Raw genomic sequence first — 21483 nt, forward strand, 5'->3', positions numbered from 1 at the left:
CTCATTGACCTGTACTTTTTCTTTTAAATCTCCAAATACTCCTGTAACGAAAGTACTTGGGGCACTGTATTACTGCGAATTTCTTGGAGCGCACGAACCACTGCTTTGGCTGTGTCCATTGATGAGAAACAGGGCACTCCGTGTTCAGCCGCTAATCTCCTTAAGAGATAACCGGTTCTTTCCGGTGTTCCTTGGGTGGAGGTGCTTAAGATGAAGGAGAATTCTCTCTGGCGGACTGCTTCTTGAAGAGCCTCACTCGATTCATTCACCACTTCCACTTCTACTCCACACAGGGCTAAAGCTTTAGCAGTATCTCCAGTCCCTTTAACTCCAAACCCTAGCTGAGCTAATTGGCGAGCGAGAGTAATCGCTTCGGGGCGGTCTTTTTCTGCTACGGAGACTAAAATATTTCCGTCCCCGGGCAGAGGAATCCGTGAGGCAGCAAAAGCCTTCGCCAGGGCATGACCAAATTGTGTATCCATTCCCATAACCTCTCCGGTGGATTTCATTTCCGGGCCCAGCGAAGTTTCGACTTTCGTCAACTTTTCAAAAGAAAAGACTGGGGCTTTAACGACTACAAAGGGCACTTCTGGAGCAAGACCATGGGTATAACCCATTTCCTTTAAGGTCTTGCCGAGAGAAACTTGAACCGCTAAATTGACTAAAGGAATTCCGGTTACTTTAGAAAGAATCGGTACTGTCCGGCTTGCTCTAGGGTTTACTTCTAAGACATATACTTTACCGCGCACAACAACAAATTGAATATTAATTAGTCCTTTGATCCCGACTCCCTCTGCCAAACGACAGGTGAAATCCTGAATTTGATCTATTTCAGAAGGCGTCAAGCTCTGGGGGGGATAAACAGCTAAGCTATCCCCTGAATGGACACCCGCCCGTTCGATATGCTCCATAATGCCGGCTATCACAGTCGTCTCACCGTCTGACACTGCATCGACTTCTACTTCTTTGCCGTCTAAATACCGATCCACGAGGATTGGATGTTCCGGAGAGAGGTGAATTGCTCGTCTTAAGTAATCTTCTAATTGATCCAGATTTTCAACGACTTGCATGGCCCGGCCTCCGATAACATAGGACGGCCTGACGATCATCGGAAATTCCAGTTCCTCAGCAACTTTTTGGGCCTGACTAACCGAAGTAACACTTCGTCCTTCAGATTGTGGAATACCTAAACGACACAAAAGCTCGGCAAAACGTTCTCGATCCTCGGCCATATCAATGGCATCGACAGGGGTTCCCAGCACTTGAACTCCGGCAAGCTTTAAGCGTCCTGCTAAATTGATGGCTGTCTGTCCACCAAATTGAACTAAAACTCCATCAGCTTTTTCTTTATTCAGGACATGCAGTACATCCTCCATGGTCAACGGCTCAAAGTAAAGCTTATCGGCAATGTCAAAATCAGTAGACACTGTTTCCGGATTATTATTGATCATAATAGCTTCTACACCCGCTTCTTGCAAAGCAGACAGCGCATGAACAGAGCAATAGTCAAACTCAATCCCTTGCCCAATTCGGATCGGTCCTGAACCTAAGACGACTACTTTAGGACCATTACTTATCTTGCCCTCATCTTCTTCCTCATAGCTTGAATAGTAATAAGGGGTTGAAGAGGCAAATTCTGCTGCACAGGTATCAACAGTCTTGTAGACAGGAATAATCCCTGAATCCATACGCATAGCTCGTACCGTTTCCTCTGAACGCCCAGTAAGCTTAGCAATTGCTAAATCGGAAAATCCTAGGACTTTTGCTAAGCTCAGCAGTTCGGTGGTCAAAGGTTCATTTTGCAGTCGCTGTTCAAGTAAGACCAGCTCTTTGATTTTAGACAAGTAGAAAGGATCAATCTGCGTAAGCATTTGAACTTCTAATATGGTCCAATCTCTGCGAAAGGCTTCAGGAATTGCAAAAAACCGCTCATGGTCAGCCGAAGTCAGCTTGTCTTCAATCTCCATTTCTGTCCAGCCCCCGGAAGCCTTAATCCGCAGACCAACAGTGCCAACTTCCAAAGAGCGGGTAGCCTTTAGGAGAGCCGCTTCCAAGGTTCTTTCCATAGCCATAACTTCTCCGGTGGCTTTCATTTGTGTCCCCAGACGATGATCTGCCGCCGGGAATTTATCAAAAGGCCACCGCGGAAACTTAACCACGACATAATCAAGGGCAGGTTCAAAGCAGGCACTCGTATGCCCGGTCACCGGATTCGTCAATTCGGGAAGGGTATAGCCTACAGACAAAAGAGCTGCCATTTTGGCAATAGGATAGCCAGTGGCTTTAGAAGCAAGGGCACTTGAGCGACTAACCCTAGGGTTAACTTCAATGACTACGTATTCTCGACTAACCGGATTTAAGGCAAATTGAACGTTACATCCACCGTTCACTCCCAAGGCTCGAATAATCTTTAAGGATGAAGCCCGCAGCATCTGGTACTCAACATCTGTCAATGTCTGTGATGGAGCAACTACGATACTGTCTCCAGTATGTATTCCTACAGGATCGATATTCTCCATGTTGCAGATTGTAATGCAATTATCAGCTGCATCTCGCATGACTTCATATTCAATTTCCTTCCAACCGGCAACACTTCTCTCTAAGAGGCACTGGCCGATGGGGCTGGCCTGCAGTCCTTTTTGCAAAATCTCCTCTAATTGTTTGGAGTTTTTTACAATCCCGCCGCCTGTCCCACCCAGAGTATAAGCCGGTCTAACAATCAGCGGAAAACCTTGCTTACTAGCAAAGGCCTCCCCTTCTTCTAAACTATTTACGATCACACTTTCGGCTACGGGCTCCTTAAGTGAAACCATGGTTTCCTTAAAGGCATCACGGTCTTCTGCTTTGTAAATCGTCTCAGAGTTACAACCAATAAGATCTACTCCGTAACGTTCTAATATCCCCTCACGTTCCAGTTCCATCGCCAGGTTTAGACCAGTTTGCCCTCCCAGGGTCGGCAACAAAGCATCCGGATGCTCTTTGCTGATGATCCTTTCCAATACTTCAGGCAGTAAAGGTTCAATATAGGTAATATCAGCAGTTTGAACATCCGTCATGATGGTTGCGGGATTACTATTAACCAGCACCACCTCTAGACCTACTTCACGCAGGGCTCTGCAGGCTTGAGTCCCGGCATAATCAAATTCTGCTGCTTGCCCAATAACTATTGGACCGGATCCAATGACAAGAACCTTCTTCCACGCCGGATTAAGAGGCATATCCAGCCCTCCATTCCTGCATCAATTGTGCAAATTCATCAAAAAGATAGAGGGATTCACTGGGTCCGGGCCCTGCTTCCGGATGGTATTGAACTGAAAAGACAGGTAAATCACGGTGTTTTACCCCTTCAATACTTTGATCATTAAGGTTGCGATGGGTCACATAGAGTGGAGTTTGCTCCAAACTTTTTTCTGAAATAGCATAACCATGATTCTGCGAAGTAATAGTCACTCGCTTAGTCGTTAAGTCTTGTACCGGTTGATTACCGCCCCGATGTCCAAACTTCATCTTATATGTATCTCCCCCTAATGCCAGGGATAAGAGCTGATGCCCTAAACAAATGCCGAAGATAGGACGTTCGCCCACTAATCCTTGAATTGTTTTTATCCCTGTTGTAACCTCCTTAGGATCTCCTGGCCCATTGGAGAGAAAGACACCATCTGGTTGCAGATTTAGGATTTTCTCGGTGGGGGTATTATGGGGAACAACTGTCAGACGAAAGCCACTTTCTTGCATTGCCTGCAGAATGTTTCTCTTAATTCCAAAATCCATAACCACGACATGCAATATCTCTTTCTCCATTGCCATAGGTGGGAGTGTATAGGTCTTTGAGGTACTGACTCTCGCTACAACATCCGTCGGAACAGACAAATTGTTTAAGCGCGAGACAATTTCCTGCAAACCTTCTAATTCCGTAGTAATTATCCCGCGTAATACTCCGTGTTCTCGTATAATGCGAGTTAACGCACGAGTATCAATTCCCTTAATCCCCACAACTCCAGACTGTGCCAATGTCCTGGAAAGGTTTTTCTCCATTTGCCAATGACTTGGATTACGAGCAGCTTCTTTTACTATAAAGCCTTGCACCTGGGGTTTTTCTGATTGATCATCAACCCTGTTGATGCCATAGTTGCCAATCAGTGGATAGGTCATACACACTATTTGCCCCGCATATGACGGATCGGTTAACACTTCTTGATAACCAGTCATTCCCGTGTTAAAGACAACTTCTCCAAAAGTCTCTCCTGTTGCTCCAAAAGACTCTCCCAATAAAATTTTCCCGGTCTCAAGTACGAGTGCAGCTTTCATTCCCATCCCTCCTCCGACCCTCTATCTGAAAGATTCTTAACCCTTGAGCTCTTGCTCAGATCTCTGATATCCGACATTTCTACCAGATTTTAGCCAGGACATCATCTAAAATTCTTAAGGCTTTATCAATGACTGGTTTTTCCACAGTAAGAGGGGGCAGGAAACGTAAGATCTTGCCTCCAACACAATTGATTAGCAGTCCGTTCTGCAAACAAGTCTCCACAATTTCGGGGCCCAGCTTAGAAACTGGCCATCCTAAGATGAATCCCTGGCCTCGAACCGTTCCACCTGTTTGATATTTTTGGGCTAAGTCCTCTAGTCCCTGACGAAAATACTCAGAACGTTCTTTAACTCCTTCAAAGAAACCCTCTTCGAGCATTATATCTAAGACAGCACAACCCACTGCCGTGGCTAGCGGATTTCCTCCGAAGGTTGAAGCATGGTCTCCGGGCTGAAAAGCCTGCGCTACTTTATCTGAGGCTAACATTGCTCCTATCGGCACTCCGCCCCCTAAAGCTTTAGCTAAAGTCATAATATCCGGAACCACTCCGCTCCACTCATAGGCAAAGAGCTTTCCGGTTCGTCCAACACCACACTGAACCTCATCAAATATCAGCAACGCTCCAAACTGATCACATAAAGTCCGTGCCTCTTGAAGGAACTCTGCCGAAGCGGGGATCACTCCTCCTTCGCCTTGAATAGGCTCAATAAAAACCGCTGCGGTATTATTATTAATCTTTGACCGTAAATCTTCAATATCGTTTAAGGCTGCATAGCTGACCCCATTAGGGAGGGGATTAAATCCTTGCTGGTATTTTGTTTGACCAGTAAGGGTAAGGGTAGCTAATGTTCGCCCGTGAAAGGAGTTTTCCAGTGAAACTACCTCATATTTGTGCTCCCCAAAATTCTTCTTAGCATATTTGCGTGCAAGTTTAAAGGCCGCTTCATTAGCCTCAGCACCGCTATTGCAGAAGAATACTTTATCGGCAAAGGAATGCTTCACCAAGCGTTCTGCCAACGCAACTTGATTTGGAATCCAGTAAATATTTGAAGTGTGCAATATTTCTTTAGCCTGATCTTGAATAGCGCGGACTATCGCAGGGTGGCTATGCCCCAGGGAATTAACGGCCAAACCCGTCACAAAGTCTAAATATTGCTTGCCATCCGAATCCCAAACCCAGGCCCCTTCCCCTTTGACCATTGTCATCGGCAAGCGGCCATAGGTATTCATTACGACATTTTTTCCTCGCTCTACAATCGCTTCAGTTGTAATACCCTCTAACATATCCAGTACCCCCCATTCTCCAAATTCCTATCATTAAAAAATTCATCCCGAAAATCTAAAGACCCAAAATCTCCACGCAAGGGTATGGGCCAGCCTCAGTCTCTTAAGCATCACCTTTGAACATCGTGCCAATTCCACCGTCTGTAAACAATTCCAGTAAAATTGCGTGACTTAGCCGCCCATCCAGGATATGTACACTGCCAACCCCGCCGTCTAAGGCCGAGATTGCACATTCAACCTTAGGTAACATTCCCCCGCTCAGAATCCCTTGAGCTTTCAGAGTCTCTACTTCCCCCCTGGAAATCGTCGAAATTAGAGAATCTGTATTAGAAACCTCTCTTAGGATTCCACGCACATCCGTTAAGAGCAGCAGTTTATCCGCTTTAAGGGCTTCAGCAATTTTCCCCGCAGCAGTATCAGCATTAACATTGAAGGTTTCCCCTGCTTCCCCACTGGCTACCGGAGAGATGACTGGAATGTAACCCTGACCCAGCAAAGTATTTAAAATATCCGGAGTAACACTTTGAATTTGGCCTACAAGTCCTAAATCAATATCTTCCATTTTTCCTGAACTGTTAGGCATCTGCATCGGTTTCTTTACAGCCATAAGCAGATTGGCATCCTTCCCGGACAACCCCACACTCTTCCCTCCAAAACGATTGAGAAGAGAAACCATCTCAGTATTTAGTTTGCCGAGCAAGACCATTTGGGCAATCTCCATAGTCTGCGCATCTGTTACTCTTAATCCTTGGACAAATTGGCTTTCAATTCCGACCTTTTTCAACATAGAATTTATCTCCGGCCCTCCACCATGTACAAGAACCGGGCGAATTCCAACAGAATGTAAAAGAAGAATATCTAACATTACCGACTCTTTCAAAACAGGATCAACCATAGCATGGCCCCCATACTTAATCACCACGGTCTTTCCCGCAAACTTCTGGATGTAGGGAAGGGCTTCTACTAAAACACGGGCTTTTCCTAATCCTTGTTCCATCGGGGTCATTTCTTCCACCTCCAATTTCGAATCATGACTTTTTAACTTATTTTTTCTAGTGATAATTCTTATCTCCGCAAGGTCAGTTTTAAATTTTCATTAGCATTCTCTCAGTATCTCTGAATTAAGTTCTATAACTCCCATTTATAGTCACGTACTCGTGAGTAAGATCGCAGCCCCATGCTGTCGCCTTTTCTTTCCCGTCGTGAAGATTCAAACTTATATTAACCTCTTTTAATTCTAAAATTGTTTTAGCCTTATCTTCAGAAAAGTCAATTCCTTTTCCACCTTGAGCAACCATAAGATCTCCTAAATAGACATCAACCTTATTGGGATCAAATTCTGCTCCCGAATATCCGGCAGCTGTCAAGATTCGACCCCAGTTCGCATCTTCTCCAAAAAGCGCTGCCTTAACTAAACTAGAGCCACAAATACTCCGAGCAATTTTTCGCGCATCCTCTTTCGTTTTAGCTTCCGAAACTGATACTGCCATTAACTTGCTGGCCCCTTCTCCGTCTCGTGCTATATCTTTAGCCATCTCAATGCACATTGCCTTTACCATTTGCACAAAATTGGCTCTGTCTGCCCCCTTCAGAGTGATCCCTGAAGCTCCGTTAGCCATTAGAAGAACCATATCATTTGTGCTTGTATCTCCATCAACAGTCACCATATTGAAGCTTTCATCAACCGCTTCCCGCAAAATCTGTTGCAATTCCTCCGCAGGAAGGAAGGCATCGGTTGTTATGAAACCTAACATTGTCCCCATGTTAGGATGGATCATTCCTGATCCTTTGGCAATTGCGCCCAAGCGAATGACTCCGCCTTGAGAACAAGGAAGTTCGTAGGCATATTCCTTTACCATGGTATCCGTTGTCATAATGGCAAGCGCGGCTTCGTGTGCTGCTTGATCTGCTTCCTCTTTCTGCCCACGGATTCCCTTGACAACATGATTGAGCAACAAAGAACTAGCCACCCTTATACCATTCAAGACTCGATCAATCGGCATCTTAACCCCAATTACGCCTGTTGAAGCAACAAGCACATCCTCGGTTGGTATTGCTAAAAAAGTCCCTGCTACTTCAGCCATTGCCTGGGCAGTTTGGTCACCAAATTCTCCAACACAGGCATTGGCATTTCCGCTATTGACAACAATAGCTCGAGCTAATCCATTTTTCAGATGACGCTGGGTTAAATAAAGGGGATGGGCTTTAACAATATTACGGGTATATACTCCCGCTGCCTGAGCTTGCACATCGGAAAAAATAAGGGCTACATCAAACTTGTCTTTATATTTTATTTCAGCTTGAACACCGACTGCATAAAACCCTTTTGGGGCTGCTATACCACCGTTAATCAACTTCCAAGCTTTCTTTGTATCATCCACTTAACCACATCTCCTTTAGCAAATTCTTAACTTAACTTGAACCGATTAGGGCCACAAGGCTGTACCTTTCAGCCCTTGTGCCTCTGGCCAACCCATGATAAGGTTCATATTCTGTACAGCCTGACCTGCTGCACCCTTTAACAGATTATCAATGGTAGAGACAATAACCACATTTCCTGTTCTTCTATCTAAGGTCAGCTGTAAAAAGGCATGGTTGCTCCCGCTAGAAAACTTCGTCTGTGGCCAGGTTCCTGGCGGCAAAAGATGCACAAACTCTTCCTTCTCGTACTGGTTTTGCCAGCAACTTCGCAATTCTTCTTCAGCTACCCCTTCGGAAACCTTAGCATAAATGGTCACCAGCATGCCGCGGGTCATGGGTACTAAATGTGGTGTAAAGCTGACTGTTAGCGGCGAACCTACAGCACGAGAGAGTTCTTGTTCTATTTCTGGCGTATGGCGGTGGCTTGCAACCCCATAGGCCTTAAAGTTTTCATTAACTTCACTATAGTGCATTCCTAAAGAGATTCCTCGACCTGCTCCCGATACACCCGATTTGGCATCAATAATTAAATACTCTGTTTGAAGTAATTGCTTACGAAGTAGGGGAACAAGTGCCAGCAAAGTTGCAGTCGGGTAGCATCCCGGGTTAGCAATCAAAGATTTTCCTTTAATCTCTTGACGATAAAGTTCCGGCAAACCGTAGACTGCCTCTTTGAGCAACTCAGCAGCAGGATGTTTTATTTTATACCATTCCTCGTAACTCTCCGCTGATTGCAATCTGAAATCAGCACCTAGATCAATTACTTTAATTCCACGCTCTAAGAAGGCGCTGGTTCTCTCTGCAGTCAATCCATGAGGAAGAGCACAAAAAAGCACATCCATGTCAGGTATATTTTCATCTTCTAAAATTCCAATATTTTGATCTAACCAATGCGGATATATTGAATCATAGTTTTCTCCAGCTACACTAGAGGATCCAAGATATAACTCCTTTACCTCTTCATGACGATGTAATAAGCGTACCAATTCCTGTCCTGCATATCCTGTTGCGCCTAGAATACCGACTTTCATAGTATGAACCTTCCCTCTATAGTCATCTTTTTAATAATTATACATTTAGTTGCATAAACATTCAACCACTATCGAAAAAAAGAAAGGGAGTTCCCTTTCTTAAATTACGTCAATCTATCCTTCTCTTATGACCCAATAGCTGAAATTATAATTCCATTATCAATACAAGATTATGCTTATCGATGAGTCAGTGAACTAAATTCTCGTTTAATCTGCTGCAGCAGTTTCTTATTGCTTGAAACGTCCCAACCAGTAAAAGCCAGAGCCTGCATAGCTAACAAGACTAAACTTTCACCATTTGATGAAAGTGACACATCGGCAAATTCTCGGGTATGCGGGATCTCATTACCTGTTCCCAAGGTCAAATATGGGTGTATAGACGGAACAACTCGGCTAACGTTGCCCATATCTACAGAACCCATAGCAATCTGAGGTGAGGCTATCTTATCAATACCCATTTCCTCAAGATTACGCGTAAAACACTCGGCCAACGCTAGATTCGTCAGCATTTCATCATATGAGAATTCGAATTTTTGCCAAGTCATTTTTGCAGATACCATAGACGCTGCACCTTCGGCACAACGAATTACTTTCTCACGCAAGTCATCTAAATCCTTACGCTTTCGAGCACGTAAATAAAATTGAGAAACAGCACGTTCCGGAATAATATTAGGGGCAGTTCCCCCCTCTGTTATAATCCCATTAATTTTCACATCATGAGGGACTTGCTTTTTTAGGGCATTGATACCGACAAAGAAATTTATCATGGCGTCTAAAGCGTTAATGCCAAAATTCGATGCTGCAACCGCATGAGCAGAGCGACCGTGAAAAGTGAACTCTAAGGCATCTAAGGCTAGGCTGGAAATGACAGGAACATTCTGACTGCCTGGATGAAACATCATGGCAACATCGACGTTTTCGAATATACCTTTTTCTACCAAAGTTACTTTTGCCCCACTGGTCTCTTCAGCAGGAGCACCAATAACCAGAATCTCCCCGCCTAATTCTAAACTCTTGCTTAAAATTATGGCTGCCCCAGCGCTGGCCGCTCCTATCAGATTATGTCCACAACCATGCCCTATCACTGGCAAAGCATCATATTCCGCCAGATAAGCAATAGTAGGACCGGAACCTTTACCCTTGAATCTTGCCAAGAAAGCAGTCTCCATACCAGCAATTCCACAATCTACTTTAAACCCATGTTTGGTAAGAAGAGAGCATAAGCTTGCAGATGCAAAGTATTCCTTATAACCAAGCTCAGGTCGCTCACCAATTTGACGGGCAACTTCCCATACTTCTCTGCTTAAACGCTGGGCCTGATCTCTGAAAAATGCTTTAATTGCATCCATAAGCAACCCATCTCTCTTCCAAATTCATAATCTGTAAGGTAATCCATCACCAAGGTGAGTAGCAAGAGTGTGCTTTGTTCAATATTAATATTTATTTTAATTCATACTACTAACTCAAATGTTTCCTCGCTTTATGCCTCTTTGATGGTCGATTTCTTATATAAATTATTTGGAACTCTAAATACGGCAATGATAGACAATACCCCAAGTAAAGGCCAGGAAACAACTTCCCAGAGGAGATATAGCATATTTCTTAGGTCTTGAAAAAGTATTAGGTTCTCTAAGACCCCCAGTCCTAATTGTTGAAGTTCTGAACCGTAAGGTATTCCAGCAAACATTTTGATCAAAAAAACTAACCCTTGAAGAACTACTTCGCTTCCAAACCAGAGAACTGTCCATAACACTCCCGTAATCATTAAGCTAAAAGCTAAACCTAACCCACATTTCCTGCGCGCAGCAAGCTGACTCTCACCTCTAAAATCAATAGGATTTGCCGCGATCTGAGCCATAAGCTGAGCCTGAAAAATGTCTAAAGTTGCTTTGGGTATTGGTTTGTCTGTAAATACTTTACTCCATTGCAGGTTTTCCTTCTCCACTATGGATTTCCCTCCTTTCTAAGCACTGCCGCAACTTGTCTTTACCCCGATGTAGATAAGTCTTAACTCGACTTACAGGAATCTCTAGCACAAGAGCTATTTCCTTGTAGGAAAGTTCCTGATGATAACGCAAATAAAGCGCCTGAGTATAATGTTCCGGAAGTTCAAGCAAGACACTAGCTAATATGCTGGCCTGTTCCTTTTCCACTAAAATATCCTCAGGCCTCGGTTGATGATCAACCATGTCCTCGTCAATATTTATAATTATCTCTTTACGCCTTTTTCGATGCAGATCAAGGGCCTTATTCCGCGCAATGGCATATAACCATGCTCTAAACGGATATTCTTTAGAGTAGTGAGTAAGATTACGATAGGCTGCTAAAAATGCCTCTTGAGCACAGTCTAACACATCCTCCTCTGAACCAAGAATCCGGCGCAAGAAATGAATCAACGGTTCCTGATAACCTTCGACGAGGACAGCATATTGTTCATGACGACCAGCTAGTATTTGCCGAATGATTTCGGCATCTTCCATTTTCTCAGGCTCCTATCCAGAGGGCGCGGCACGCCTTAAGATGCTCTCCTAATCGGCCAAACCTTTTACTGCTAATACGTTTTTCAATCCCTAAAAGTTTCAGACGCTAAGGATTATTGATTATAAATTTATTTTAACCCAGACCTAGATTACTGGCAAGAATTGTCTAGAAAATTCGCTCTCCAAATGCGGAACAAATAAGCCCTACAGCTAATTTAGCGGTTTTGTTGTGATTATCTAAAATTGGATTCACTTCTACAACATCCATACTTGATATATACCCCGAGTCCGCTAACAGTTCCATGGCTAAATGTGCTTCTCGATATGTGATGCCCCCTGGTACCGGAGTTCCAACTCCAGGGGCTTCCTCCGGATCAATGACATCTAAATCGAAGCTTATATGTATTCCATCCGTTCCTTGGGAAGCAATTCTAATCCCTTGGGATACAACTTCCTTCATTCCTATCTGATCTATATCTCTCATTGTAAAAACCTTAATTTTGGATCTGCGAAGTAATTCTTTTTCCTGAGGATCCATTTCCCTAGCCCCAATAATGACGGTATTTTCCTCTCTCAACTTTTTCTTATTCCCACCAATCCTCGTTAATTCGGGAGCCCCGAGTCCATTAGATATTGCTAAGGGCATACCATGAATATTGCCACTTTCTGTTGTATCGAGAGTATTATAATCTCCATGGGTGTCAAACCAGATTAGTCCAAAGGACTGTTCGCTTAAAGCCAACCCTGCTATTGTTCCAATACCTAAACTATGATCTCCACCAAGGATCAGTGGGATAACACCATCCTTTTTTGCTTTAGCGACAATAAGATGAAGTTGCTCATTAATTTGTACAATCTCCTCCAAGTACTTTAGCTTTTTATCCTTTATTTCTCTCGTCTCCGGAACCGGAACGTCGATATTTCCATAGTCTTCGACAATCCAACCTAAACGCTTTAATCTGGCGTTTAATCCCGCATATCTAATAGCACTTGGACCCATATCTACTCCACGACGATCAGCACCTAAATCAATGGGAACCCCAATAATTCTAACGACCTTTTTTTCCATGCTTTCATACTTCCTATCTTCAATTATTTATTCCGTGATTTGAGGCATCTTTGAACCAATGATTTCAAACTATCCCATTCTTATATATTAATGTTCCCCAAAAACAAAAAAGCTTGCAAATACTTTGCAAGCTTAGACTTATTAAAGCTAGGTTCTGACAGTAGAGTAAACTCCTACTATTTTAATAATCGATTAATTGTTTCTTCTACAGTTAGACCAACGGACAATTTGAATGTTCCTGCTTGAAACTTTCGCTCTACTCGCCTCAGACGAGCTTGCTTTAAGAAATCAGTTTTATCAAGGATAAAACCCTCTGCTAATAATAACTCAGCAATTTTTTCAGCATTTGCTCCCTTTGGGATAACAAAATCTCGCTCTATTTGGGCAGAACTTTGAGGTTCGGTGGAGCTTTCATTTGGTGTTGACTCCGAGGTTTTAATTGGTTGTGGAGGATCAATATCCGATGGCTGTTCTGTATTTGAATTTGAAACCATTGAGTTTTGATCGGATTGATTGTCTGATTGGATATCCGATTGTGTATCCGTTTGAATACCTGTTTGCACCTTTGATGGCTCATTAAGTCTAAGGTAAGGAGAAACGAACATTACGATTATGGCACTTAATATAAGTCCGGAACCTAAGCCTAGCCAAAAGGATCGTGTAACTTTCAATTATTCCTACCTCCATTTGGCTGCATTGACAGAACCATCTTTACGGCATCTTGACTTAACAACAAGCGAGAAGCAATATCCGGTATCCTTTGCCCACTAGCTGCAAGTTCTATTACTTCTTGATATTTTGGGGAGAGATTAAGATTAAGATTAGGACTCGGAACAGGATCAGCTTCGGCACTTCTTACTTTCTCTTTAATATAAACGTCATTGGGGATGCTAATTTCTTTTGAAGGAGTTTTAAGTTTCTCTTGGCTTGGTACCCCCAAAACATCTTCCTTTTCCTTAAGCATAGCTTCTATCTGTTCAACATCTTTAGTTTGTTTTACTCTTGACTCTAGAAGCTTCCCTTCGAGATCATAGACATGATCTTGGACTCTAATGATTTCTCTCTTCAAATAAGCTAACCCTTTCAAAGCTGTGATTGCTTCTTCGTTGGGTGGATTTTGCCAACGCCAACCTAAAACAATAAAACCAACTCCAAGTAATAGTAACAATATAGGCAAAATATCCACGGATCCCCCTACTTTCAAAGAATAGCTATTCAATATCTCTATTAGACATTCGCGAAAGAAAATAGTTTCCCTGCAAAAACTAACAATATTCAACAAAATTTCTTATTCATCGTTGATTAGTCTCTGTCTGTTTACTAAAATAGATACTTAGACCTTGGAATATAGCAATTGCCAATTTTTGCTGGTATTCTGGATTTGTTAGTAACTGCTCTTCTTGAAGGTTTGAAAGAAAACCTAGTTCAACAGTAACGGCTGCTTGCTTTGCCTTTTTTAAGACATATATGTCCTGATTCCCTTTAGCAATTCTTTTACTATTTGTCATACTATTTAGTTCTTGCTGAATGAATTGTGCCAGAACCTTCCCTTCCGGAGAATCGGAATGATAAAAAGTTTGTGCTCCTGCTAGCTTTGGATCAGGAAAGCTGTTTGCATGAATGCTCAGATAGACTTCTGCTTGAGTATCCATCGCTAACTGAATCCGTTGGGCTAAATCCTCTCTCTTTCGTTTTAAAAGTCCTTGTGAGGTACCTAAATCTCGGTCGTCCTCACGAACCATAACAGCCTTAGCACCACTTTGCTGAACTAAAACCTGTAATCGTTTTGATACACCTAAGGTTATATCTTTTTCTAAAACCTTGCTTATACCTACTGCCCCTGGGTCAACTCCTCCGTGACCGGCATCGATCACCACAACACGATCACCCAAAGTCCAACTCCAAATCTCTTGGTCTTGTCCTCGAAATCCAACTGCTAGTGTTACCGCTACCAAAAACGTTAGCACCAGGCCAATTAACATTTTACGTCGTTTCATACTAACAACCCAAATCGGTTTCATCTCTATTCCCCCCCTAGTTTATTCCGTGTTTACCTTATGGGGAAGAACTCGAGATTATTCGTCTAGCTTGTCACAAAATTCACTAAACTTTTATCAATGATAAATTATATCCTCCTCTATAGCCCCATTGTCAATTACTGCATCAGGGGGCTATAGAAAACTAAAATCCCCCAACCATGCTCGGTTGAGGGATCTATGTTTCTCAGACGATTAACGTTTCGAGAATTGTGGCGCCTTACGAGCTTTCTTCAAGCCATATTTGCGACGCTCTTTCATACGTGGGTCACGGGTAAGGAAACCCGCTCTCTTGAGACTTGGACGAAGACTGGCATCAGCCTTCAGCAAAGCACGAGCAATACCTAAACGAATTGCGCCAGCTTGACCTGTAGTGCCGCCTCCATGAGCTAGAGCAATAACATCATACTTAGCAAGTGTGTCAGTAATATTAAATGGTTGCTGAACAATCATTTCCAATGTCTTTTTGCCAAAGTACTCAGATACTTCGCGCTTGTTAATGATGAATTTCCCTTCACCTGGAATAAGACGAACACGCGCAATTGCATTTTTACGTCGTCCTGTCCCTGCATATTGTAATTTAGTTGCCATGTTTTACTTCCTCCTTCCTACTGAATTGTCCAAATTTCAGGTTGTTGAGCTTGGTGAGGGTGAGTATCCCCCTTGTACACTTTTAACTTAGTGTACATTTGGGCGCCCAACTTGTTATGAGGAAGCATTCCCTTCACGGCATGTTCCATAGCTCGTTCAGGCATAATTTGCATTAATTTTTTGTAAGGTATTTCTTTTAATCCGCCTGGGAAACCTGAGTGGCGGCGATACAGTTTGTCGTTTAATTTATTTCCAGTTAAAACTAACTTTGCAGCATTAATAATAATAACATGATCCCCTGTGTCAACATTAGGGGTAAATGTCGGTTTATGTTTACCTCTCAGGATACGTGCTGCTTCGGTAGCAATACGACCCAAAGGGATTCCCTCAGCGTCAATAACATACCATTTACGCTCCTGGTCTTGTGCTTTCGCAAAAAACGTGGACATGACTTTCCCTCCAAATTTAGAAGTATTCTGTTTTTCCTCACAGGCATGGGGCTCAATCATGCTTGCGTATGCCAGGGGCATGGGGCTCAATTCACAACCGAGGCATAAAAACTCATATTGGTATTTTATTTAAAAATCAACACAATGTCAAGTTATTTTTGAAAGTTCTAGAATAACTCTTCAAAAACAGCACTTGGGCTTTCATTTGTATAATTTACGTGTACAAGGGTTAGCCCGTGGGCTGGAGCAACCATGCGAGCACGTCGACGCTCTTGACTGGCTATAATGTCGGGAATATCTCCTGGAAGAATACGACCTCTTCCTACATCAACAAGTGTTCCAACAATAATACGTACCATATGGTATAAAAATCCATCACCTATGCAGTTTACTCTAATCATTCCCTTGTCCTCACGACTTACTTTGCATCTATAAATTGTTCGTTCAAATCTTTTGCTATCTCCACCGGCAGCCGCGAAAGTTTTGAAATTATGACATCCTTCTAAATAGTTAGCCGCCTGCTGCATACGGTCTGCATTTAAAGACTGAGGAACATGATATGCATAAAGTCGCTGGAACGTATCCGGAATTGACTTATTATCTATTAAGTAGTCATATCGTTTCCATCTGGCAGACCAGCGTGAATTAAAATCATCGGGTACACATTCTGCCTCAAGTATACGAATGTCTCTTGGAAGCAAACTATTGAATGCCTTAGGAATTTTCTCTTCAGGAATTCTTGCACTTGTCATATAATTAACGACTTGTCCAGAGGCATGCACTCCCGCATCTGTTCGTCCAGCCATAGCAAGTGTTACCTCTTCTTCAACGAGCTTAGCCCATACAGACTCTAGAGTTCCCTGTATTGTAGGTCCATATGCCTTAGCTTGGCGCTGAAAGCCATGGTAGTGTGTCCCGTCATAGGCTAATCTTAACCGAATGTTGCGCATACTCTGCATAGCCTCCGCAATTTACTTTGGTGTTTAGTGGAAGAACCAACAAGCCCAATGAGCAAATTCGTAAGTGTGATGAATTACATTTGTTGGTCGACCCTTAAAAACAGCTCAAAGGCCGGGAGTGCTCAACCATTGCAAGCAACCCGGCCTTAAAGTACCGCATTTTATACGAGTTCGATGATTACCATTGTGGCAGCATCTCCCCGACGTAAGCCGAGTCTCATGATCCGAGTATAGCCGCCTTGACGGTCAGCATATTTCGGCGCGATAGTATCAAACAAATTCTTTACAACATCTTCATCCATGAGATAAGCCATCGTTGAACGGCGAGCAGCCAGATCTCCTTGCTTGCCGAGTGAAATCATTTTTTCAGCAATCGCATTTAGTTCCTTGGCGCGTGCTTCAGTCGTTTCAATACGTCCATGTTTTAACAGGGAAGTGACAATGTTACGCAACATTGCCCCGCGATGACCAGTATTTTTTCCTAACTTGCGGTAAGCCAATTACATTCCCCTCCTTTTGCACCGAATTAGTCTTCAGCTGGCCGGAAAGACAAACCTAAGTCTTTCAGTTTGAATTCCACTTCTTCTAAAGACTTGCGACCAAGGTTACGTACTTTAATCATGTCTTCTTCCGTTTTTTGAGTCAACTCTTCAACTGAGTTAATTCCCGCCCGCTTTAGGCAGTTGTAAGAACGAACAGACAGATCTAATTCCTCAATCGTCATTTCGAGGATTTTATCTTTGGCTTCCTCTTCTTTCTCTACCAAAACCTCAACGCTGTTGAGCTTGTCAGTGAGACCCATGAAGAGGCGCAGATGATCACTTAAGATTTTTGCTGCCGAGCTGGTAGCTTCTTCTGGTGAAATACTGCCATTGGACCATGCTTCAAGGGTTAGCTTGTCATAGTCCGTAATCTGACCAACCCGGGTATCCTCTACCGTATAGTTGACCTTGTAAATCGGGGCAAAGATGGAGTCAATAGGGATAACTCCAATGACATGATCCGGCTTCTTATTTTTGTCGGCAGAAACATAGCCACGGCCACGCTCTACCGTCATTTCCATAAATAAACGGCCATCTTTGTCTAATGTAGCAATCTTCAAGTCATTGTTTAATATCTCAATATCTGGGTCTGTTAATATATCCCCAGCAGTGACAACCCCTTCGCCCTGTGCCTCGATACGAATGACCCTAGGTTCATCAGTATAGCCTTTGAGGGCAAGAGACTTTAAATTGAGAATAATGTCTGTAACGTCTTCCAAAACACCCGGAATCGTTGAGAACTCGTGGAGTACTCCTTCGATTTTGACTGATGTTACCGCTGATCCCTCGAGAGAGGACAGGAGAATCCTTCTTAAAGAATTACCTAAGGTGATTCCATATCCTCGCTCAAGAGGTTCAACAATGAATTTTGCATAGGAGTTATCTTCAGAACGCTCGATACACTCGATTCTGGGCTTCTCGATTTCTAACATCGGAATGCACCTTCTTTCTCGAGAACTTGATATACACAGACCATCCTACCCAGCTGGGTTGAACGTCAACATTAACGGGAGTATTTCTCCACGATGAGGTGTTCTTGGATGGGCAGTTGAATATCTTCACGAGTTGGTAGTGCGACTACAGTTCCAGAAGCAGCATTGGCATCCAAGCTCAACCAACCTGGAACTGTTCGAGAACCCAGGTTTTCGAGGAGTTGTTTCATACGTGGCGAACTCTTACTGCCTTCTTTAACAGCAATAACTTCACCAGCACGTACTGAATATGAAGGAATATCTACTTTTTTACCGTTAATGGTAAAATGACCGTGGCTAACAAGTTGACGAGCTTCCGGACGGGATGAAGCAAATCCCAATTCGAAAACCACATTATCTAGTCTTCGTGACAAGAGACTAAGCAAGTTTTCACCAGTTACCCCTTTGCGGCGGGCAGCCTCGTCAAAATAGCTACGGAATTGTTTTTCCATAACGCCATAAATACGACGTGCTTTTTGCTTTTCTCGCAACTGAAGACCAAAATCTGTTGGCTTCTTACCTCGGGCTTGGCCATGTTGTCCAGGAGCGTAAGCACGACGATCAATCGCACACTTACCAGTATAACAACGTTCTCCTTTAAGGAACAACTTCATTCCTTCGCGCCGACATAAGCGACAGACTGGTCCAGTATATCTAGCCATGATTACACCTCCTATACCCTTCTACGTTTCGGTGGCCGACAGCCATTGTGTGGAATCGGTGTCACGTCTTTGATTAAATTTACTTCTAATCCTGCAGCTTGCAGAGCGCGAATAGCAGCTTCTCGACCAGCTCCAGGTCCTTTTACATAGCATTCAACATCTTTTAAGCCATGTTCCATTGCCACTTTGGCACAGGTTTCTGCAGCCATTTGAGCTGCAAAAGGTGTACTCTTACGAGATCCCTTAAAGCCAAGTGAACCTGCACTGGACCAGGAGAGTGCGTTCCCGCTGGTATCCGTAATGGTCACCATGGTATTGTTGAAAGTAGATTTAATATGGGCAATTCCACTTTCAATATTTTTACGTTCCCGGCGCTTTGTCCGGACAACTTTACGTGCCATCTCGGTTATCCCCCCTTATTACTTTTTACGTTTTGCTCCAACAGTCTTAGCCGGGCCCTTACGGGTGCGGGCATTGGTCTTAGTGCGTTGACCCCTTACAGGAAGTCCACGACGATGGCGCAAGCCACGATAAGAACCAATTTCCATAAGACGTTTAATATTGAGGGAAACTTCGCGACGCAGGTCGCCTTCAATCTTATACTCTTTATCGATAACTTCCCGAAGTTTGGCTAACTCGTCATCTGACAAGTCGCGAACTCGGACATCTGGGCTTACACCGGTTTTTGCGAGAATCTTATGTGAAGTAGGTAGCCCAACTCCATAAATATAGGTTAGAGCTATCTCTAAGCGTTTCTCGCGCGGTAAATCAACTCCAGCGATACGTGCCATCTAAAATTTACACCTCCACTATTTCAGTTCTGGAATAATATAAAATCGGTGCATTGGAGCTTTCTCCAATCAGCCGCGCAACCGAAACCTAATTAACCTTGTCTTTGTTTGTGTTTCGGATTTTCACAGATAATCATAACCTTACCATGGCGACGAATAATTTTACATTTTTCACAGATCTTTTTAACAGAAGGCTTTACTTTCATTGTAATCCCTCCCTTTGGTCATTACTTAAACCTGTATGTGATTCTTCCTCGAGACAAATCATAGGGGGAAAGCTCCACTGTAACCCGATCTCCCGGAAGAATTCTAATAAAGTTCATCCGAATCTTTCCTGAAACATGTGCCAACACCTTGTGTCCATTAGCCAATTCTACTTGAAACATGGCATTTGGCAACGGCTCCAAGACTTTGCCTTCAACTTCAATCACGTCTTCTTTTGACATAATTAATTACCCCTCCTCTGGCATTCCCTGCCTCCAACCTAACATCGAGTTAGAATTTCTAGGCCATTTTCCGTAATTGCTACTGTGTGCTCGAAATGGGCCGATGGCCGGTTATCTTTCGTAACCACAGTCCAGCGATCCTTTAGCGTCTGCACTTCATACGTACCCATGTTTACCATGGGCTCAATAGCCAAGGCCATACCAACCTCGAGTCGTGGCCCCCGGCCTGGTTTGCCAAAATTCGGGATCTGGGGATCCTCATGCATGGCCTTTCCAATCCCGTGCCCAACATAATCGCGCACTACCGAAAACCCATTTGCTTCAACATGCGTTTGAACCGCATTTGAGACGTCATAAAGGCGATTGCCAACTTTCACTTGTGCTATACCCATCATTAAAGACTCTTCAGTGACTTGTAATAGTTTTTGGAGGTCTGCACCAACTTCTCCAATTGGCAGAGTCACAGCAGCATCTCCAAAAAATCCATCTTTAAGTGCACCGCAATCTATACTGATAATATCTCCAGATTCTAGAGTCCTTAAACCCGGAATTCCATGAACTACCTGTTCATTTACTGAAGTGCAAAGCGTCGCTGGAAAACCGTTGTATCCTTTAAACGCTGGAATTGCCCCCTGAGCACGTATATATTTTTCAGCCATGCGATCAAGTTCAAGTGTCGTAACTCCAGGCTTAGCGTGCTCACGGATTAACTCGAGAGTTTCAGCCACGATTCGTCCTGCATCACGCATTAGAACTAGCTGGCTCGCATTCTTCAGCTCAATCATGCTGATTAGGCCAAGGCTTTCAGAATATCCTGAAATACCTTATCAATTGGTTGATCACCATTAATTCGGTTAATTAAACCTTTTTCCTCATAGAAAGCGATTAAAGGCTCCGTTTGTGAGTTATAGACATTTAGGCGATTCTTCGCTGTTTCAACAGTGTCATCAGAACGCTGATAAAGCTCTCCTCCACACTGTCCACAAACCCCTTCTTCTTTAGGCGGATTGAAGACCATGTGATAGGAAGCTCCACACTGCCTGCATACACGTCGTCCAGTTAATCTAGGAATTAACACCTCTTCAGCTACTTCAATGTTGATAACACCATCGAGTTTCATGCCCAGACGGTCTAAGATATCGGCTAAAGCACTGCCTTGAGCAAGTGTACGGGGAAACCCGTCTAAAAGAAATCCATCTGCACAATCTGGCAGTGCTAAACGCTCTTCGACAATCCCGATCGTTACTTCATCAGGAACCAAGCCACCAGCATCCATATAAGACTTAGCCTTAAGACCTAAAGCAGTTCCATCTTTGATAGCTGCTCTAAACATATCTCCTGTAGAAATATGCGGAAAGTGAAACTGCTCTACTAGTGGACTTGCCTGAGTCCCTTTTCCTGCTCCTGGGCCACCCATTAATATTATCTTCATTTCTTCTTCC

General features: G+C 43.4%; 25 protein-coding genes. All 25 read right to left on the bottom strand.

Going from position 1 to position 21483, the window contains the following annotated elements; translation table 11 throughout:
- Positions 1-23: 23 nt before the first annotated feature.
- Positions 24-3218, bottom strand: a complete 3195-nt coding sequence (gene carB / locus DP73_RS05840; protein WP_034598182.1) for a carbamoyl-phosphate synthase large subunit — start codon at positions 3216-3218, stop codon at positions 24-26.
- A complete protein-coding gene (carA, locus tag DP73_RS05845; protein WP_034598184.1) occupies positions 3208-4308 on the bottom strand; it encodes a glutamine-hydrolyzing carbamoyl-phosphate synthase small subunit in 1101 nt (366 codons plus the stop codon). Before carA ends, carB begins: the two co-directional genes overlap by 11 nt.
- 79 nt (positions 4309-4387) lie before the next feature.
- Positions 4388-5593, bottom strand: coding sequence for an acetylornithine transaminase (locus DP73_RS05850; protein ID WP_034598186.1), 1206 nt, complete (start codon positions 5591-5593; stop codon positions 4388-4390).
- A 103-nt stretch (positions 5594-5696) separates the two neighbouring features.
- Positions 5697-6599 (bottom strand): acetylglutamate kinase, encoded by a 903-nt coding sequence (gene argB / locus DP73_RS05855; RefSeq protein ID WP_052090424.1) that lies wholly within the window; start codon positions 6597-6599, stop codon positions 5697-5699.
- A 115-nt stretch (positions 6600-6714) separates the two neighbouring features.
- Positions 6715-7974: a bifunctional glutamate N-acetyltransferase/amino-acid acetyltransferase ArgJ gene (gene argJ, locus DP73_RS05860; protein ID WP_034598187.1), complete on the bottom strand. Its 1260-nt coding sequence runs from the start codon at positions 7972-7974 to the stop codon at positions 6715-6717.
- 45 nt (positions 7975-8019) lie between these two features.
- Complete coding sequence (argC, locus tag DP73_RS05865; protein WP_034598189.1) at positions 8020-9045, bottom strand: N-acetyl-gamma-glutamyl-phosphate reductase; 1026 nt, start codon at positions 9043-9045, stop codon at positions 8020-8022.
- A gap of 176 nt (positions 9046-9221) precedes the next feature.
- A complete protein-coding gene (locus DP73_RS05870; RefSeq protein ID WP_034598192.1) occupies positions 9222-10394 on the bottom strand; it encodes a M20 family metallopeptidase in 1173 nt (390 codons plus the stop codon).
- Positions 10395-10525: 131 nt separating this feature from the next.
- Positions 10526-10990 carry a hypothetical protein gene (locus DP73_RS05875; RefSeq protein ID WP_034598193.1) on the bottom strand — a complete coding sequence of 155 codons (465 nt, stop codon included), beginning with the start codon at positions 10988-10990 and terminating at the stop codon, positions 10526-10528.
- Entirely contained in the window at positions 10962-11525 is a 564-nt protein-coding gene (locus tag DP73_RS05880; RefSeq protein ID WP_034598195.1) for an RNA polymerase sigma factor, read from the bottom strand. The genes DP73_RS05875 and DP73_RS05880 overlap by 29 nt, the downstream gene beginning before the upstream one ends.
- Before the next feature lie 166 nt (positions 11526-11691).
- Entirely contained in the window at positions 11692-12594 is a 903-nt protein-coding gene (rocF, locus tag DP73_RS05885) for an arginase (protein ID WP_034598197.1), read from the bottom strand.
- A 176-nt stretch (positions 12595-12770) separates the two neighbouring features.
- Positions 12771-13265 carry a hypothetical protein gene (locus tag DP73_RS05890; RefSeq protein ID WP_034598199.1) on the bottom strand — a complete coding sequence of 165 codons (495 nt, stop codon included), beginning with the start codon at positions 13263-13265 and terminating at the stop codon, positions 12771-12773.
- Entirely contained in the window at positions 13262-13780 is a 519-nt protein-coding gene (locus tag DP73_RS05895) for a response regulator transcription factor (RefSeq protein WP_034598200.1), read from the bottom strand. Before DP73_RS05895 ends, DP73_RS05890 begins: the two co-directional genes overlap by 4 nt.
- A 106-nt stretch (positions 13781-13886) precedes the next feature.
- On the bottom strand, positions 13887-14615 hold the full coding sequence (locus tag DP73_RS05900; protein ID WP_052090425.1) for an N-acetylmuramoyl-L-alanine amidase: 729 nt from the start codon (positions 14613-14615) through the stop codon (positions 13887-13889).
- A gap of 210 nt (positions 14616-14825) precedes the next feature.
- Entirely contained in the window at positions 14826-15221 is a 396-nt protein-coding gene (gene rpsI, locus DP73_RS05905) for a 30S ribosomal protein S9 (protein ID WP_014901262.1), read from the bottom strand.
- A gap of 17 nt (positions 15222-15238) precedes the next feature.
- Positions 15239-15670: a 50S ribosomal protein L13 gene (gene rplM, locus DP73_RS05910; RefSeq protein WP_014901261.1), complete on the bottom strand. Its 432-nt coding sequence runs from the start codon at positions 15668-15670 to the stop codon at positions 15239-15241.
- A gap of 167 nt (positions 15671-15837) precedes the next feature.
- Complete coding sequence (gene truA, locus DP73_RS05915) at positions 15838-16620, bottom strand: tRNA pseudouridine(38-40) synthase TruA (protein ID WP_205623359.1); 783 nt, start codon at positions 16618-16620, stop codon at positions 15838-15840.
- Positions 16621-16790: 170 nt separating this feature from the next.
- Positions 16791-17129, bottom strand: a complete 339-nt coding sequence (gene rplQ / locus DP73_RS05920) for a 50S ribosomal protein L17 (protein WP_034598204.1) — start codon at positions 17127-17129, stop codon at positions 16791-16793.
- A 26-nt stretch (positions 17130-17155) separates the two neighbouring features.
- A complete protein-coding gene (locus DP73_RS05925; protein ID WP_014901258.1) occupies positions 17156-18103 on the bottom strand; it encodes a DNA-directed RNA polymerase subunit alpha in 948 nt (315 codons plus the stop codon).
- Between the two features lie 71 nt (positions 18104-18174).
- Complete coding sequence (rpsD, locus tag DP73_RS05930) at positions 18175-18804, bottom strand: 30S ribosomal protein S4 (protein ID WP_034598206.1); 630 nt, start codon at positions 18802-18804, stop codon at positions 18175-18177.
- A gap of 11 nt (positions 18805-18815) precedes the next feature.
- Entirely contained in the window at positions 18816-19205 is a 390-nt protein-coding gene (rpsK, locus tag DP73_RS05935; RefSeq protein ID WP_007778485.1) for a 30S ribosomal protein S11, read from the bottom strand.
- A gap of 18 nt (positions 19206-19223) precedes the next feature.
- Positions 19224-19595, bottom strand: coding sequence for a 30S ribosomal protein S13 (rpsM, locus tag DP73_RS05940; protein WP_034598209.1), 372 nt, complete (start codon positions 19593-19595; stop codon positions 19224-19226).
- Between the two features lie 92 nt (positions 19596-19687).
- Complete coding sequence (gene rpmJ / locus DP73_RS05945) at positions 19688-19801, bottom strand: 50S ribosomal protein L36 (RefSeq protein WP_007778480.1); 114 nt, start codon at positions 19799-19801, stop codon at positions 19688-19690.
- A gap of 21 nt (positions 19802-19822) precedes the next feature.
- Entirely contained in the window at positions 19823-20041 is a 219-nt protein-coding gene (infA, locus tag DP73_RS05950) for a translation initiation factor IF-1 (RefSeq protein ID WP_007778476.1), read from the bottom strand.
- A gap of 38 nt (positions 20042-20079) precedes the next feature.
- Positions 20080-20826 carry a type I methionyl aminopeptidase gene (map, locus tag DP73_RS05955; protein ID WP_034598211.1) on the bottom strand — a complete coding sequence of 249 codons (747 nt, stop codon included), beginning with the start codon at positions 20824-20826 and terminating at the stop codon, positions 20080-20082.
- 5 nt (positions 20827-20831) lie between these two features.
- Entirely contained in the window at positions 20832-21473 is a 642-nt protein-coding gene (locus DP73_RS05960; RefSeq protein ID WP_034598213.1) for an adenylate kinase, read from the bottom strand.
- Positions 21474-21483: the final 10 nt, after the last annotated feature.

The sequence above is a fragment of the Desulfosporosinus sp. HMP52 genome (assembly GCF_000765145.1).
Lineage (GTDB): Bacteria > Bacillota > Desulfitobacteriia > Desulfitobacteriales > Desulfitobacteriaceae > Desulfosporosinus.

Coding starts and splice junctions, on each gene's coding strand:
- carB (WP_034598182.1), bottom strand. CDS start 3,218: ATGCCTCTTAATCCGGCGTGGAAGAAGGTTCTTGTCATTGGATCCGGT.
- carA (WP_034598184.1), bottom strand. CDS start 4,308: ATGAAAGCTGCACTCGTACTTGAGACCGGGAAAATTTTATTGGGAGAG.
- DP73_RS05850 (WP_034598186.1), bottom strand. CDS start 5,593: ATGTTAGAGGGTATTACAACTGAAGCGATTGTAGAGCGAGGAAAAAAT.
- argB (WP_052090424.1), bottom strand. CDS start 6,599: ATGACCCCGATGGAACAAGGATTAGGAAAAGCCCGTGTTTTAGTAGAA.
- argC (WP_034598189.1), bottom strand. CDS start 9,045: ATGAAAGTCGGTATTCTAGGCGCAACAGGATATGCAGGACAGGAATTG.
- DP73_RS05870 (WP_034598192.1), bottom strand. CDS start 10,394: ATGGATGCAATTAAAGCATTTTTCAGAGATCAGGCCCAGCGTTTAAGC.
- DP73_RS05880 (WP_034598195.1), bottom strand. CDS start 11,525: ATGGAAGATGCCGAAATCATTCGGCAAATACTAGCTGGTCGTCATGAA.
- rocF (WP_034598197.1), bottom strand. CDS start 12,594: ATGGAAAAAAAGGTCGTTAGAATTATTGGGGTTCCCATTGATTTAGGT.
- DP73_RS05900 (WP_052090425.1), bottom strand. CDS start 14,615: ATGAAACCGATTTGGGTTGTTAGTATGAAACGACGTAAAATGTTAATT.
- rpsI (WP_014901262.1), bottom strand. CDS start 15,221: ATGGCAACTAAATTACAATATGCAGGGACAGGACGACGTAAAAATGCA.
- rplM (WP_014901261.1), bottom strand. CDS start 15,670: ATGTCCACGTTTTTTGCGAAAGCACAAGACCAGGAGCGTAAATGGTAT.
- truA (WP_205623359.1), bottom strand. CDS start 16,620: ATGCGCAACATTCGGTTAAGATTAGCCTATGACGGGACACACTACCAT.
- DP73_RS05925 (WP_014901258.1), bottom strand. CDS start 18,103: ATGTTAGAAATCGAGAAGCCCAGAATCGAGTGTATCGAGCGTTCTGAA.
- rpsD (WP_034598206.1), bottom strand. CDS start 18,804: ATGGCTAGATATACTGGACCAGTCTGTCGCTTATGTCGGCGCGAAGGA.
- rpsK (WP_007778485.1), bottom strand. CDS start 19,205: ATGGCACGTAAAGTTGTCCGGACAAAGCGCCGGGAACGTAAAAATATT.
- rpsM (WP_034598209.1), bottom strand. CDS start 19,595: ATGGCACGTATCGCTGGAGTTGATTTACCGCGCGAGAAACGCTTAGAG.
- rpmJ (WP_007778480.1), bottom strand. CDS start 19,801: ATGAAAGTAAAGCCTTCTGTTAAAAAGATCTGTGAAAAATGTAAAATT.
- infA (WP_007778476.1), bottom strand. CDS start 20,041: ATGTCAAAAGAAGACGTGATTGAAGTTGAAGGCAAAGTCTTGGAGCCG.
- map (WP_034598211.1), bottom strand. CDS start 20,826: ATGATTGAGCTGAAGAATGCGAGCCAGCTAGTTCTAATGCGTGATGCA.
- DP73_RS05960 (WP_034598213.1), bottom strand. CDS start 21,473: ATGAAGATAATATTAATGGGTGGCCCAGGAGCAGGAAAAGGGACTCAG.